A 15,889-nucleotide genomic window follows, 5' to 3' on the forward strand; every position below is an offset into this window, starting at 1 on the left:
TATGCAAGAACAATTAAAATATAAAATCGTACTTGATAATTTACTGGATATTACACAAAGTGATCCATCAATCTTTACCAGAATTAATGATAAAGATTACATGGACTTGTATCAACTTGTTGGAGATAAGAATATCGCAACTATTTTTGATAATGAAACTTTTGAAGTGTCAGCGCTTGATGACAGCATTGTTGAACACATTAAACGAATTATGAATATTTCAAATTCAGAAAATTTAGTTCAATATATGGAAGCACACAGCGCTGATTTTGAACGTATTAACATTAAGTTCAACTCAGAAAATATTTATGAAAATTATGAGCACAACAAAGAAAAGATTTTAAATCAATTAGAGCTTAAAGTCCAAAAATCAATTTTAAAATGAAAAATTTTAAATGATAAAGTAACTAATATTTTGGATGAAACAAACATTTGACCATTGCACATTGGTTTCTTATTTTTATCTCTTAAAAAAGATGATCGGGTAATATATGCTCCGTTATTTTTAAAAGAAGCAAACATTGTATTTAAAAATGGAAAGCCAATCATTAAAAGTGATGGAGATATCAAAGTTAATGAAAAACTATTATTTTTCTTAAATAATAACGAATTTAATTTAACCATTGATACAGACTTTAAAAATTACAAAATAGCTTCATTAATCCAAAAATTACGTGCTGATTGAGAAGGGTTATACAAACTGCCTGATAATATAGCAGCACCTTTTATCAGATTTACTTATGACGATGTAAGTAATGAAAACATGAGATTTTACCCAGGAGCTGTACTTGGTATTTACAAACCTTGAGGTGGATACTCACGTAATCGAATGAAAGACATTATTATTAATAATGAAATGGATGACATTATTAAGGTAGAATTTAATAAAAATGTTTATAAAGAAGTAATTAACAAATTAATTTTTAATCCAAATCTAACATTACTTAGAATAACTGAATCAAACTTATCTCAAGATAAAGCGATCATTTCAGCTTTAAATCAAAATACTGTAATTTGAGGCCCACCTGGAACTGGTAAATCACAAACTATTGTAAATTTAATTGCTAATATTTTATTCTATGGGAAAACAGCAATAGTAGCAAGCCAAAAGAAGGCTGCTCTTGATGTCATTAAAAATAGAATGAATTCACTAGCTCCATTTTGTCTTTTTATCTTAAAATCTAAAGATATGGATCGTAAAGCTTTCTATAAGCCTATCAAAGATTATTTAGATATGTTAGAAAACTTTAATGATTCACGTAAGATTGAATCAATTGGAACTATTACTAGACGTGAACTCGAATTTATTTCACAAGCTTCTGAATATCTCAATGATGCTTTAGCTCAAAATGTACTTAAAGCATATTATTACATTTCAGAGCATAAAGATAATTTTGACTTTAATAAGGACATAGAATTTATTTTATCTTTACCAAGAGATATTAAATATCCAAAAATACCAACACGTTGTCAAACAGCTAAAGAATTACTCAAAATTTCTCGTTTAACATTTTTCCCATTTGTTAAAAAGTATTATGAATTAAAACGTATTGGTAACGAAATAGACAGTAAAATGCCAAACTTTGATGGTTCTTGAGCTGACTTAATGAGCTTTATTATTAGTATTGGATTTAATAACATTGATTCAGAATACTCTCCATTCAGAAGATTAAATGAGTTAATTAAACTAAATGCAGACATTGCTCATAAACCTTTAATTTCAAATGAAGAAGCTTTAAAACAAATTATTACTGAAAAAATCTTTAATAGAATTAATCATTTCAATGAAGATCAAAAACGTTTATATCGTGAATTTGCTCAATCTGTTCGGATTAATAATTTAGAGCCTTATAGATTTGTTAAAAAATATTCAGAAATGATTAAATTAATTTATCCAATTATTATTGCTACACCAAATACAGACTTATCTGGCTGAGGCAAAGAAGAATTCGACTATGCAATTTTAGATGAATCAAGTCAAATTTTTATTGAAAATGCTTTACCAATTTTATATCTAGCTAAAGTTAATATTTTAGCCGGAGATACTGAACAAATGAAGCCAAGTAACTGATTTGGAATTCGCTATACTGATGATTCAATCTTTGGACAAGTTGAATCGGTTCTAGATTATGCTTTATCTTTAGGTGTACATTCAATTATGTTAAATAAAAACTATAGATCAAATCATGCTGCTTTAATGACATTTTCATCTCGTAATTTTTATGAAGGAAAACTTGATGTTTTAGATGCAGCTAGTGTTTGAAATAACGATCCGATCGAAGTGCATGAAGTTAATGGTGAATGAGATAACAATAGAAACATACTTGAAGCACATTTAGCTATCCAAAAGGTTAAAGATAATCTTGATAAATACAATAAGATCATTTTGCTAGCCTTTAATGCTAAACAAAGCGAGTATTTAACTAATGAAATTTATAAAGAACACCATGAACTAGAAGATGCAATATCAACTAAGCGCTTATTAATTAGAAATATTGAAAATATTCAAGGGGATGAAGCTGACTTAGTTGTAGCTACTGTGGCTTATGATAAAAATACTAAATTAAATTCAACTTATGTATGTAGACCTGGTGGAAAAAATGCGCTGAATGTTGCTATTTCACGTGCTAAAGATAAAATGATTGTTATTAAAACAATCAAAGGAAGTGATATCATATCTCAATATGAAATGAGCGACGACATGCGCATATTCAAGAAGTGACTAGAATTCCTTGAGCGTACACCTGAGCAACGCCTAAAGATGCTTAAGAGTTCATTTGATTCTAAACACGATTCTATTTCTAATACATTTAATAAAGATCAATGATTTAAAGATATAGTATTTGATAGAATCACTCAAACTATTGCAAATAATCCAAGATTTGAAATTTTTAAGGATTACACAGTTGGCTCAATTGATATTGATATAGTAGTTACATACAACAAAATACCATTTAAATGTATTTGTTTTGATACATTTAACTATTCAAACTCAATTGAAAAATATGTCACATTATATGATGCAATCAAATTCTTAAAATCTAAAAAATATGATGTTACTGTTATAAATCCTATTTCTTGAATTTATGAACAAAATAATGTAACAAAATGATTTGATGCAAAAGAAATTAATAGTTTTGAAAAAACATCAGTTGCAAATAAGACCAATACTTATGCAATTAACAAAATCGAAGAAGAAGTTGTTGATATGCAAGAGGATGTTTTAGGATTAAACGTTAAACCTGAGCAATTAGCTACAGCCACTTATTCATTAAATCAAGAAGCTGCTTTTAAACAAGATAACAAAGATATTGTTCAAAATCAAATTGAAAATATAATCGAACAAGAAACTGATTTGGTAGGATCTAGCCAGGAAACTAGCACACAAGAAGTCATGCCTGAAAATGAAGAAGTTATCGCATATGGAGCTGAAGACCAAAATGATTTAGATGCTTATGAAGTTGAATATGAGCTTGAAGCTACTTCGAATGATGAAACTGAAGAAGATGTTGTTTTAGATTTAAACAAAGAATTAGAAAGTAATTTTCTAAATAAAGATGAAATAGTAACTTCACCTAATTATGAATTTACCAAAGATAGCATGGATAAAGAAACTAAATTTCCACAAGATAAAGAGATTGATACAGTAGAAGAATATGAAACTGATTTTTCAGAATTAGGTATTGATTTATCTAAACTAGAAGAAAAACTTTCAATTTATGCAAATGATCAAATTTATAATGAACCAACTAAAATAGCTGATAGTGAGGAAGAAGACAATGCTCAAATTTCATTAGCAATTGAAACCTCTTCCGATCAACTAACTAAAGAGGTGACTCAATTTATCAAAAAGGTTGAAAATGTTGAAAAAAATGAAGTTGAAAATATCATAGAGGCTGATATAAATATTCAAAATGTTAGCCCAAAAGAAGAACAAACTAATGCTGAGTCAACCTGGGTTGAAGACGAAGAAGACTTAGCGGATGATGATTTTGTCATAAACTTTAATTTTGATGATGTAGATGATGAAGCTAATAAAACGCAAATTATTTCGCATGAAGAAATTGAACAAAGTGCCTTAAACAAAGTACAACGTGCTGAAAATTCAGTAAAAAGAAACACAAAAACAATTGATCAACCAAGTATGCAAGATGCGACTGCTGAATGAATAATTGAATCTATTGATGAAGAAGAGTAAAGGAGATACGATATGGATACATTACAAATTTTAAATTTCTTATCAAAGGATGTTAAATTAAAGTTAATTATTCACCTTTATACATGTCATGAGCGTGAATGTGATGTTAACGACTTGCTAAGCGCATTAAATGAAAAACAAGCTAATGTTTCAAAACATTTAGGAAACCTAAAAAAAGCTGGAGTGGTCAAAATTAGAAAAGAAGGTGTAGCAAGTTATTACTATTTGGCTCCACTATTTGTAAAAAAATATGGTGTTCTTATAGAAGAAGTTATGCGACTTGTAAAAGAAGATGTTTATCAAAAATATACATGTAAATGTTTCAATGACGGGCATGAACAAGTACATGAACATGATGAAAAAGAATGTTTATTAAATAACCATGACTAAAAGTAAACAACAAAAGATTGAAAAGAGGGTAAAAACTAAAATGCCCTCTTTATTCCGACTTACTAAAGGTGCCCGTTGGTATTCAATAATTTGTATTATTTTAGTAATTGCAGAAGTACTTATGCAAGTATTTATGCCTAAAATTGTAGGGAATGTAATCGATAGTGGAATTGTTCAAGGCAATAAAACTGTTGTTATTCAAAAAGGACTTATTTTAATAGGCCTAGCCATTGCATCATTAGTTTCTGGTGTGATAGTTTCTTTTGTTTCAGCAAAAGCTGCTACAATATTTTCACAAAATATTCGCTATGCAATTTTTGCTCAAGTTCAAGAGTTTTCATTCAATGACATTGACAAATATAGCAATGGGGTAATTCTTAATCGGTTAAATAATGATGTTAATAATATTCAAATGGCTTTTATGATGATTATTAGAGCGTTTATTAGATTGCCTTTTATGTTTATTGCTGCAATTGTATTTGCGATTAAGGAATCATTAAAGCTTTCAACTATTTTTACTGTTTCATTGCCATTAATTGCTGTCTTATTTTTAGTTATTTGATATACATCATATCCAAAATATAAGTTACTATATAAAGAATATGATGCATATAATCAAAAGATTCAAGAAAATCTTAATGGTATGAGAACAATTAAAGCTTATGTAACAGAAAAATTAGAAGCTGATAAGGTTGAATTACTAGCTAATAAATTAAAAACAACCAATACAAAAGTTGATAAGATAGTGTCTTGAAATACTCCAATTATTTTTGGAACTATCTTTATGTCAGTAGTAGCTCTTGGTGGGATTGGAACAAGACTAGCGTTAGGTGGAAGCATTCAAGTCGGGGATATTGTTGCTTTCGGATCATATATTTGAATGATTTCAGGTTCTTTAATGGGGATTATGAATGTACTAGGAATGGTCTTAATGGCCATCCCAAGCTCTAAACGTGTTAAAGAAATTATCAATCACCAACCAAGCATAGTAAATAAACCTAATGCTATTAAAGCTAAGTTACAAGGTGGAATTACTTTTGAGAATGTAACTTTTAACTACTTAAATACTAATCACGCAAGCATTAAGGGTGTTTCAATTAAAATCAAGCCAGGTGAATCAATAGGTATCATTGGAGAAACTGGTTCTGGTAAAACTACATTTACTTCATTGATTGCAAGATTTTATGATCCACAAGAAGGAAAAATTCTTCTTGATGATTATGATATACGTGATTTAGATTTACACTACACTAAAGATCAAATTGCTCAAGTATTTCAAGAATCAATCTTATTTAAAGGAACTATTCGAGAAAATATGCTTTGAGGGAAAGAAGATGCCAGTGATGATGAAATTTATCATGCATTAGCTCAAGCTAATATTGAAGACTATGTAGCTGGATTAAAAGATAAACTAGATTCTCCTGTAGAGCAAAAAGGTCAAAATTTTTCAGGTGGTCAAAAACAACGTTTATGTATTGCACGTGCCTTAATTAAACAACCAAGAATTTTAATTCTGGATGATGCAACCTCAGCTGTTGATTTTAAAACTGAAGCAAAGATTAAACAAGCAATTAGTCAAATTGATAATTGCACTAAAATTATTATTGCACAAAAAATTAATTCAATTAAAGACTGTGATCGCATCCTAATTTTTGAAAATGGTGAAATTAAACACATTGGATCTCATGAACAATTACTCAAAGAATCAAGTTTTTATGCTGAGTTATATAAAGCACAACAAGCTATGGGAGGTATAAATGAAATCCTTCAATAAAATGAGCTCTCGTCCAGTTTATACTAAATTAACTAAGCAGCAAAAGAAAGCTACTTTTGCTCGGCTAATTAAAATATTATGAAGTGATAATAAATGATGATTGATTATAGCAGCTGGTTTAATTTTGCTTTCCACTGTGGGAATGCTATATCAACAAGTGTTCATTGGTAAAATAGTTGTGCAATTGTTCTTGCAACCAGCATTAGATAAAGGGCTTACAGTTGATACTTTTAATTGAGATCAATTCTACTTAATGCTGTTTGGCTCAGTGGTTTTATTCTTAGTAAGTATTTTTTCAGGTTTTGCAGCTAACAGAATCATGATTAATATTACTTATAAAACAATGACTAATATGCGGGTAAAACTTTATCGTCATATGCAAACACTCCCAATTAAGTTTTTTGATACAAATGCAAAAGGAAATTTAGTTTCACGCTTGACTGCTGATATTGATACATTAAGACAATTTTTATCAAAAACTTTTCCTTCAATTACTCAATCATTAATTATTTTAACTGCCTCAATTATTATTATGTTAGTGCTTGATTGAGCTTTAAGTTTAATTATGATTGGAGTGATTATTCTTATTTTTGCAGCTAGTTTTATTATTGGTAAATTTTCTTCTAAAGCTTTCATTAAGAGACAAAAACAAATTGGAGAATTAACTGGATATGCTGAAGAAATGATTAGTGGATTAAAAACTGTTAAAATCTTTGGTCAAGAAGCAAATGCAATTAGTCAATATAATCAAATCAATAGAAAACTAGCTAAAGTAAGTTTCAAATCAGAATTTTGAGCAAGTGTAATTTTTCCAACTAGCCAAAACCTTGGGAACATTGCTTATGCAATAGTTACTATTTTTGGTGGTATTATGGTAATTAATAATTACGCTAGCGGTAATATTGCAACTGCTGGTTCCCTTGCTGGTCTTGAACTCGGAACCTTTATTGCTTTCACACAATTTGCTAAATCATTTGCTGGCCCAGTGTCTTCAATGACACAAAATGCCAATTCAGTTGTATTAGCACTTGCTGGCGCTAATCGTGTGTTTGATATTATTGATCAAAAGCCAGAAACTGATGAAGGTAAAATTACTTTAGTTCGAGTTGAAGAAGCAATGGGTAAATACATAGAAGTACCACTTGCTGAAGGCTATGGAAAATTTGCTTGAAAAATACCTGTTGGTTCAAGCTATGAATATAAATTATTACAAGGTCATATTGAGTTCAAAAATGTATCATTCAAATATCAAAATGAATATACATTAAAAAATATTTCATTTGAAGCTTTACCTGGACAAAAAATAGCTTTAGTTGGAGCAACTGGAGCTGGTAAAACAACAATAACAAGTTTAATCTCACGCTTTTATGAAATTGCTGAAGGAGAAATCTTCTATGATGGAATCTTAATTCAAGCAATTCAAAAAGATTCATTGCGTAAGTCTTTAGGATATGTACTACAAGAAACTGTTCTTTTTAGTGATACAGTTAAAAATAACATCGCCTATGGAGCTGAAGGAATTAATGAATATGTCCTTAATGATGTAACAGAAGCTGCTCACTTAAATGGACATATTGATAAATTAAATGATAAGTACGAAACTATACTGGTAAATTCAGGATCTAACTTGTCTCAAGGGCAAAGACAATTGGTTTCAATTGCACGTGCAAGTTATAAAAATCCTCCAGTATTAATTTTGGATGAAGCTACTTCAAATATTGATACACATACTGAAATTATTGTTGAAAAAGCCATGAATAAACTAGTTGAAAACAGAACTTCATTTATCATTGCACATAGACTTTCGACTATAGTTAATGCTGATAAAATTATTGTTCTTAATAATGGACAAATACTGGAACAAGGCAATCATAAAGAATTGCTTAAAGCCAAGGGTGCTTATTGATCTTTATGACAAAATGCTGAAGGAAAAAGTTAATTCAATATTAATTTTTAATCTTAATTTTATGCACAGTGTTTTACTTTTAAATACAAAAAAGTGGAGCACTGTTTTTTTGTGCTCCACTGAAAACCCCTCTGAAAAGATTTCGCATAAATTATACTTTTACTCGGTAGTATACAAAACCACCTAAGATAATTATACATTATTAAGATTAAAAATATAAGTTAGTATATCTTAAGCATAAGTAAAACACTTTCTTACAGTTGTATTTACTAGTTCTTGCTATAGTTGTCTAGCAAATTATTGCTTTCAATATAATTATTTCTTTTCCTAATATAATCTTTGATTTGTTGATTTAACTTATCTTTAGGTATTTGATAATAGCTATGTAAAGTATTTTCTCTTACATTTTCTTTTAATGCTTCTTTTGTTTTAATTAATCTGCCATTTTCATTATAACTAAATTCATACCTATCGAAACTTTTGTGAATATTAGGTTCCATATTTAAATAATTGTTTTCATCAGAAATTTGTTTAATTATTTTGTGATATGTTTTATCATCTATTCTATTTGGATTATTTATGCAATAGTCAAATGCTTCTTTTTGTATTCATTCAACATTGTAAATGTGAGCTTTTTCTGTTGAATATTTAATGTCAAATATTTTTTTCCCCTCCACACGTTTCGCGTAAGTTGCTCGACATTTTCTAATGGTGTCTTTAATGGATTTGCAAAGTTTATTGTTGTTAGCAAGGTTTTTAGTATAAGAATTCATTTTTTTAATTCAATTATTATTTTGTTCTTTAAGATTAATGCCAGTTACTTCTAACATGCAAATTCCAGATCATAGATATTTTGTATCAGCATTTTTAATTATTTCAATCATCTCATCAAAGTTTTTGATTTCATTTTCATTAATTTGATAATGTGCAAGAATGTGACTCAAACTATCCCCATTAAAATTTATTCCTATTGTAATAGCATCAATAATTAATGGCAAGTTGTAAAATATATGCCCATTAGGATTTCTTTTTTCATCTAATATTAATTCTGAATTCTCTTTTTTTGTAACCGATCCACCCGGATTATTACCTTTTAGCATATATATTAGTTCTTTTATGTTTTTTTGATTTTCTTGAAAGTAATATGTATTGATTAATGAACTAAATTTAATAAGCTGCTCAGTATTTAATTTAATTAGTTTATTTTCTTTTGTAGTTTGTCTTGGTATTAATTCAAAACCTAATTGCTTAAAAATATGCTTTCTAATTTTAAAATTAGAAAGATTGCTATCAAAATGAGCTTTTGTATTGCATAAATCTATTTCTAGATTTAGAAAATCAATGAAAATATCGTAAATAATTAATCTATCAGTGTCAAATGCAACATAAAGATCAAACTGCCCCTTTGCTGATTTAGACTTTTCTGAATAGTAAGATTTAGTACACATGGGTATTTTGAATATTTCTATTTTAGACACTTTAAAATCTCTGCAAAGATTTGTTCTAAAACTTCTACTGAAATTGAATTACCACATGTGTAAATCATTTTAGAATTTGAGACTAGATTACTTTTGGCAACTTCACTATAGTCTTCTGTATCAAATCCCATATATAAATAAGATTCTGAAGGACTGATTGCCTTTAAAGTATTTTTCTCACGAAAGTAGAATTTAAGTCTACTATTTGCTCCGCTAGCAGTTAATGTAGGACCTTTTCCTTTTGGTAAGTAAATATAGGCTTCTGAATTAAAGTTAGTATAGTTTAACAATCTGGATTTCGTAATGTTATTAGAGGTTGTAATAAAACTACTGTGATCATACTTATTTAACAAATCATTTAATAGTTTATCACTGTGCTCTAAGTGTATGATATCTTCTAATTGTTTTCCATTTCCTTTAATTGGCGTAGGGAAAATAAATGATTTCTTTAGATTAGATTTAAGAATTGATACAGCATAAACTCTTTCACGATTTTGCGCCGATCCATAATCAACTGAGTTAACAACCTTGTATGCAGTTTCATATCCCAACTGATCTAAAGTATTAATTCATTCATCAAAGGCTGATTTAAATTTAGAACTTGCTAGAGTTTTTACATTTTCTAAAAGCAATACTTTTGGTAATCTATCTTTATTGTTTTTTAGTATTCTTTCGACTTCATAAAGAAGACCACTTCTAGTTCCACCTTCAAGCCCCCTTTGCTTTCCTTGTTGGGATAAATCTTGACACGGGAATGAATATGTAAAAATATCAATCTGTTTTGGCAGTGTTTCAAATTGAGTAATGTCTGTGCAACCTACATATTTTAAATCTCTTTGATGTTTTGGGTAAACTGAAGTAAAATATTCATTGTTAACATAAGAGTATAAATATGGGAAAATATTGCGAAGTTTTTCATTATTCATCTTAATGAAGTATGAATCTGAAACGGGCTTCTTTGAGTCTGAGCTAAAAGTATATTTAGACAATAAAATTGCCATTTCCTCATGGGAATAATTAACTTCTGGTTTTAATAATCCATAATGAATTATTTGATAAGAAATAATCGCATCTATATATCAATCAATTGTACCTAATGGTAAAACTTGGAGATCGTCTCTCTCTCTCTCTCTTCTTATTATATATGTTCTTTAATGCTTTATATTGAGAGCCTATTCCGGCAAATGATTCAAATATTTTTATTTTTCTTTTCATAATGTTTTTATTATATCGGATTGCATTTTTTATAGGCTTGATTTATGGATAAAACACCAATATAGCTTTTTCTTGTAATGATTCAAATTATTTGCTTAATAACTCAATTAAGTAATATTTGTATTTTACTAATATTTGTAGAATAAGCTAAATTTACTGCTCCTAGCCATATAAAATAAGCTTTATTTTACCACTGCTAGAACTACATAATAGTGAAAAAGATATATAATACTTATTCAATACAAATATCATTTTTTTATTTCTTCATCGAAATACAGGATAATTAACTATCCTATATCTAACAATATCATTTAATATTTTTTTTATTTATTTTAATGACTACTCTTCGATTTTCTCTTTTTGTCTTTTTTATTAAATAATGATTCCTCATTTAAAATTTTTTTAATCTTAAATTGCAATAATTTTTAAAGCCTTCTTAATGTCCTTTAAGTTCAGAAGGAATAGTTCTGATTAATTCATAATTTGTTAGTGCTTTTATTTTATTTATGTCTGTTTTTAAAATCATATAATAATTTTATACATCAACTATTATTTTCTAAGGAGGGAACAAAATAAATTTTATTCTACATTTCAACTTAATTAAATACACGGCATTTCACTTTTAAATTTAAAAAAGTGGAGCACTGTTTTTGTGCCCCTATACTAAATCCATTATGAAATGATTTTAGATAAATTAAACCTTAATTTGGTAGTAATTATATAATTTAAAGCTATAAATTTTCATATTATCAGTCCAAGAAAGATAATTATTTATTTGACTTACTTGCATTACAACTAGCACATAATAATTGTGCATTATTTTTTGTAGTAGTCCCACCTTTGCTTCAAGGAATTATATGATCAACTTGTAAGTCCTCATAATAAAAGTACTCTTTACATCTATTACATTGTACAGCTTCTTTATCACCTTTTATTTCCTTCGAATATTCGCTAAATAGTTCACTTTTTATAATATCAGAAAAAAGCCTATTTTTATCAAGAACTATATTTTCTAAATATCCATTTATGATATTCTCGAAATATTCTTTTTTATTAACTAAATGTGTTTTCTTTAAAACTTTTGTATAGTGAACTATATTATGATTTAAATCTGCTTTTTTAGCTTTTAAAATTACTTTGCATTGTTTATTTTCTTTTAGAGCTTTAGAAAAAATTTCAAACCATATATCTCTGTCATCTGCTGGCTTATTTAAAATATCAGTCATTAATTTAATTACATCAGACACTTTAGCGTTGTAATCTTCTTCAAGCTTTATTTCAGAATCCTTATTTTCTTTTACATAGTCTAATATTTTGGCCAATTCCTTATCACCTACTATTTTTCACAACACCCAGTATTCTTTTTCTCCTCTTGAAGCCTTGTTGGTATCTTTAAACAGTGCTTTTAAATTCTTGTCATCATTGCATACTTGTTTTAGCGTATTTATAAAAATACCATTGTACAATCCATTTACTATTTCAAATTTACTCAAAGGAACGCCGAGAGTATTTATTCTATAAAAAATATTTCTTTTATGTTCTTCATCTCCACTGCAAGTAATGATATTTAGTAGTGTTTTATTGACCTTTTCCTGCAAAGCAGGATTATAAGTTCCATATTCTTTTCAGTTTTTTGACTCATATTGAATATCATTGTGCTTAAAATTTTTAATCGCTTCAATTCTTTGCTTTCCGTCTAGTACTTCATACACGCCATCTTCATTTTCTCAAAAGTAAAAGGCTGGCAAAGGGATATCATTAACTATACTATCAATAACAAGTGCCTGTTTATTAGCGTCATAAACAATCTCTCTTTGGATTGAAATATCAGAAATTATCTTACCATCATTTACTTTCTTAATAACTTCCTCAATACTCATTTTTATAATATCTTGCTTCATGTTATTTTTCCTTTCTAACAAGTTTATTTTTTATAATTATTCGAGCATATATTCTTTTATTATTTAAAAATGGATACCCTAATTCAATATCATCCGGTTTAGTGGTAGACATTTTTCCTATAATCTCAAATTGTATAGGATTATACTTGTCTAAAAATGTTATTGGCACCCCTATATACCCTTCATAATCATAAGGAATATCTTTAACCTTATTGACATTAATAGCATCATAATTATCATATTTGGGATATTTTATTTCATTGTATTTTTCTGTCAGCACTAATCTTTGGTGTCTTGGCTCTACATCCAAATTTGTAAACCATCTTGTTAAACCTTTTATATTTTTAGGTTTATCTATTTCACGCTGTAAAAACTCATCTGCAGAAGTATACCCTAGTCAGAGCTTATCTTCACGTATATATTTGAATATTTCTTTATATGTAATTGCATTTTTATTTCCGATTACTAAAAATCGCAAGTTACATTCCATTATAGTACTAATAAATTCTCTAAATAAACTAAATGGTGGATTAGTTATAATTATTCCATCGGGATGTTTTTTAGCAAATTCTTTTACGCTTTTTTGAAATGGCATTCCTTCATTAGTTTCAGGATTATAAGTGCTAAACGTTAATTTTAAACTTCATTCATTTTCTTTGGCTCTTAAAAATCTACTAAAATTAAATCCATCATTATATTTTTCTAATAGTTTTCCATTTAAAATAACACTTTTTTCTTCATCAGTTAAAAGGTCAAAGTCAAAATCGCAAGGACATAAAATGTTCTTGCCTTTAAGTTGATCCTTATAATGATTTAATTCTTTTGCAATATCTGCGTACTGAGTATAAAACTCATCATTCTTTGCACTTTTTGCACTGTGCAAGTTAGAGTTGTTTGACTTATTTGTGACTAGCTTGCTAGTCTCTCTCTCTCTCTCTCATCTTAGTAATCACTCATTTGTGTGTCTATCTAATACAAATAACCTAAATTATTGTTGTTAGATAAGTTAAATATTTTGTTGAGTGTCCTTTCATTAGTTATTATTATACAAAAATAGCAATTAAATTCAGTCATTTCTTCTCATATTTATTTGTTCATTATATTAAAAAATATTCCTGTGGATGATTAATAACTTTAAATTATTAAAATATAAATTATTTGCTTAATAACTATAATTAAGGAATATTTGTATTTTACTAATATCTAAAATTAATATATAATATACTTGATTTTTCAATAAACAAATATTAGAAAAAGGGGGCATAATGGCAAACATTAAGTCAAAAATTAAAAGTATAGCTAAAATGGAAGAAGCACACAAAAAGAATTCAGCAATGAAATCTCGTGTTAAAACAGCTGTACGTAAAGCTAGAGAAGCTGTATTAGCTAAAGACGAAAAAGCTGCTGAATTAGTAGCATTCGCACACAAAACAATTGCTAAAGCAGTTTCAAAAGGTGTTTTCCACGCTAACAAAGGTGCTAGAAAACACGCTAGATTAGATGATTTTGTTAACAAAAACAAATAATCTATTAAATTAGTTAACTAATCTAATTAGTTCCAGGCTTTTCCTGGAATTTTTTATTTCTAAAAATGAGGATTAAAAAATGTATCACCATTTTACTGGCAATACATGCATTTTTATTGATATAGCAAAAAACTTTTTACATCTTAATGTTACCATTTGTTCTAGGATAAGGAATAGCTTCTCTGATATTTTCTGTACCTGTTACATACATAACAAGTCTTTCAAATCCTAGGCCAAAACCTGAAGTCAACATATGTCCATATCTACGTAAGTTTAAGTATCATTCTAGGTCTTTTTCATCAATCCCGAGTTCTCTAACTCTGGTTAATAATTTATTGTAATCTGATTCACGTTGAGAACCACCCACAAGTTCACCAACACCAGGAACAAGTAAGTCAAATGCTGCTACAGTTTTACCATCTTCATTTTGTTTCATGTAGAAAGCTTTGAAATCTTTAGGGAAGTTAATAACTGCAATTGGGGCATTGTATACTTTTTCAGTTAAGTATTTTTCATGTTCTGAACCTAAGTCTAAACCAAATTCAATATCTTTGTTTTCGAATATATCTCTTACTTTTTGCAATTCTTTGATTGCATCCTTATAATCAACTACTAAAAGTGGTGTTTCAACAAAGTGGTTTAATCTATCTAAAAGCCCATTGTTTGTTACTTGATCTAAATATTCTAATTCGAGCTTATTTTTAGCCATTGTGTTTCTGATTACAACTTTAAGCATATCATCAGCTAAAGCAATTGTGTCAAATAAATCATAAAAAGCAACTTCAGGTTCAATCATTCAGAATTCAGCTAAATGTCTCTTTGTATTTGATTTTTCAGCTCTAAAAGTAGGTGCAAAAGTATAAATTTTTTTCATACCTACAGCATAAGATTCACCGTGTAATTGACCAGTAACTCCAAGAGTTGCTTTCTTACTTTTTCCGAAGAATGGGTCTTCATTGTTAGGATCTGAAACAATAAAAGTTTCTCCAGCCCCTTCCCCATCATTGCTTGTAATAATTGGACTAGCCATTAAGAAGAAGTCTTTATTAATAAAGAACTTGTGGATTTCTTGAGCTAAAGTTGAACGAACTAACATAATTGCTCTTAATAAGTTAGTTCTATGTCTTAGATGAGGAATTTCACGTAAAGTTTCTAAGTTAATTTCTTGGTTTTGAATTGGATAGTCTTCATCTACTTTCTTGTATTCAACTAAAGTATCAGCGACTAACTCAATTGGTTGAGGTGCATTAGGTGTAGCATGTAAAGTACCTTTAACCACAATAGCTGAACCAGGTTTTAAACTATCTAAGGCTTGGAAATCAAAGTTTTCTCCCTTAAATACTACTTGTAAGTTTTTTACTGTAGAACCATCATTTACTTCGATAAAACGAATTTTTTTGTTTCCACGGTTAGATGAAACTCACCCTTTAACTGTGACATCTGTTCATGTGTCATAAAACCCAGGTTTTAATATAAATTTTTTAATAGAATGCATAGCATT

General features: G+C 28.4%; 10 protein-coding genes. 5 read left to right on the forward strand and 5 right to left on the reverse strand.

The genetic code is table 4. The features are described from left to right. Position 1: 1 nt before the first annotated feature. The 4 genes from ACNQ12_RS02945 to ACNQ12_RS02960 are packed head-to-tail and all read left to right on the forward strand — an operon-like array spanning position 2 to position 8,301. Complete coding sequence (locus ACNQ12_RS02945; RefSeq protein WP_418037180.1) at positions 2-4,198, forward strand: AAA domain-containing protein; 4,197 nt, start codon at positions 2-4, stop codon at positions 4,196-4,198. Positions 4,199-4,210: 12 nt separating this feature from the next. Then, positions 4,211-4,588, forward strand: coding sequence for an ArsR/SmtB family transcription factor (locus tag ACNQ12_RS02950; protein WP_416754139.1), 378 nt, complete (start codon positions 4,211-4,213; stop codon positions 4,586-4,588). Next, positions 4,581-6,362: an ABC transporter ATP-binding protein gene (locus tag ACNQ12_RS02955; protein WP_416754137.1), complete on the forward strand. Its 1,782-nt coding sequence runs from the start codon at positions 4,581-4,583 to the stop codon at positions 6,360-6,362. The genes ACNQ12_RS02950 and ACNQ12_RS02955 overlap by 8 nt, the downstream gene beginning before the upstream one ends. Next, on the forward strand, positions 6,346-8,301 hold the full coding sequence (locus ACNQ12_RS02960) for an ABC transporter ATP-binding protein (protein ID WP_418037183.1): 1,956 nt from the start codon (positions 6,346-6,348) through the stop codon (positions 8,299-8,301). Before ACNQ12_RS02955 ends, ACNQ12_RS02960 begins: the two co-directional genes overlap by 17 nt. A 236-nt stretch (positions 8,302-8,537) precedes the next feature. Here ACNQ12_RS02960 and ACNQ12_RS02965 read toward each other — a convergent pair whose 3' ends face one another. From ACNQ12_RS02965 to ACNQ12_RS02980, 4 genes are all read right to left on the reverse strand, one after another. Further along, positions 8,538-9,746, reverse strand: coding sequence for an MAG4270 family putative restriction endonuclease (locus ACNQ12_RS02965; RefSeq protein ID WP_418037185.1), 1,209 nt, complete (start codon positions 9,744-9,746; stop codon positions 8,538-8,540). Continuing rightward, a complete protein-coding gene (gene dcm_N, locus ACNQ12_RS02970) occupies positions 9,734-10,888 on the reverse strand; it encodes a DNA (cytosine-5-)-methyltransferase N-terminal subunit (RefSeq protein WP_418042150.1) in 1,155 nt (384 codons plus the stop codon). The genes ACNQ12_RS02965 and dcm_N overlap by 13 nt, the downstream gene beginning before the upstream one ends. An 840-nt stretch (positions 10,889-11,728) precedes the next feature. Next, a complete protein-coding gene (locus ACNQ12_RS02975) occupies positions 11,729-12,862 on the reverse strand; it encodes an HNH endonuclease family protein (RefSeq protein ID WP_418037189.1) in 1,134 nt (377 codons plus the stop codon). Between the two features lies 1 nt (position 12,863). Next, positions 12,864-13,745 carry an adenine-specific methyltransferase EcoRI family protein gene (locus ACNQ12_RS02980; protein WP_418037191.1) on the reverse strand — a complete coding sequence of 294 codons (882 nt, stop codon included), beginning with the start codon at positions 13,743-13,745 and terminating at the stop codon, positions 12,864-12,866. A gap of 382 nt (positions 13,746-14,127) precedes the next feature. Between ACNQ12_RS02980 and rpsT the strand changes: the two genes are divergently transcribed. Further along, the gene (rpsT, locus tag ACNQ12_RS02985; RefSeq protein WP_416741452.1) at positions 14,128-14,388 is read left to right on the forward strand and encodes a 30S ribosomal protein S20; all 261 of its coding nucleotides are present in this window, start codon (positions 14,128-14,130) and stop codon (positions 14,386-14,388) included. 136 nt (positions 14,389-14,524) lie between these two features. Here rpsT and asnS read toward each other — a convergent pair whose 3' ends face one another. Further along, positions 14,525-15,883 carry an asparagine--tRNA ligase gene (gene asnS / locus ACNQ12_RS02990; RefSeq protein ID WP_418037193.1) on the reverse strand — a complete coding sequence of 453 codons (1,359 nt, stop codon included), beginning with the start codon at positions 15,881-15,883 and terminating at the stop codon, positions 14,525-14,527. Positions 15,884-15,889: the final 6 nt, after the last annotated feature.

The sequence above is a fragment of the Mycoplasma paraquilae genome (assembly GCF_048284415.1).
Taxonomy (GTDB): Bacteria; Bacillota_I; Bacilli_A; order Mycoplasmatales; family Metamycoplasmataceae; genus Mycoplasmopsis.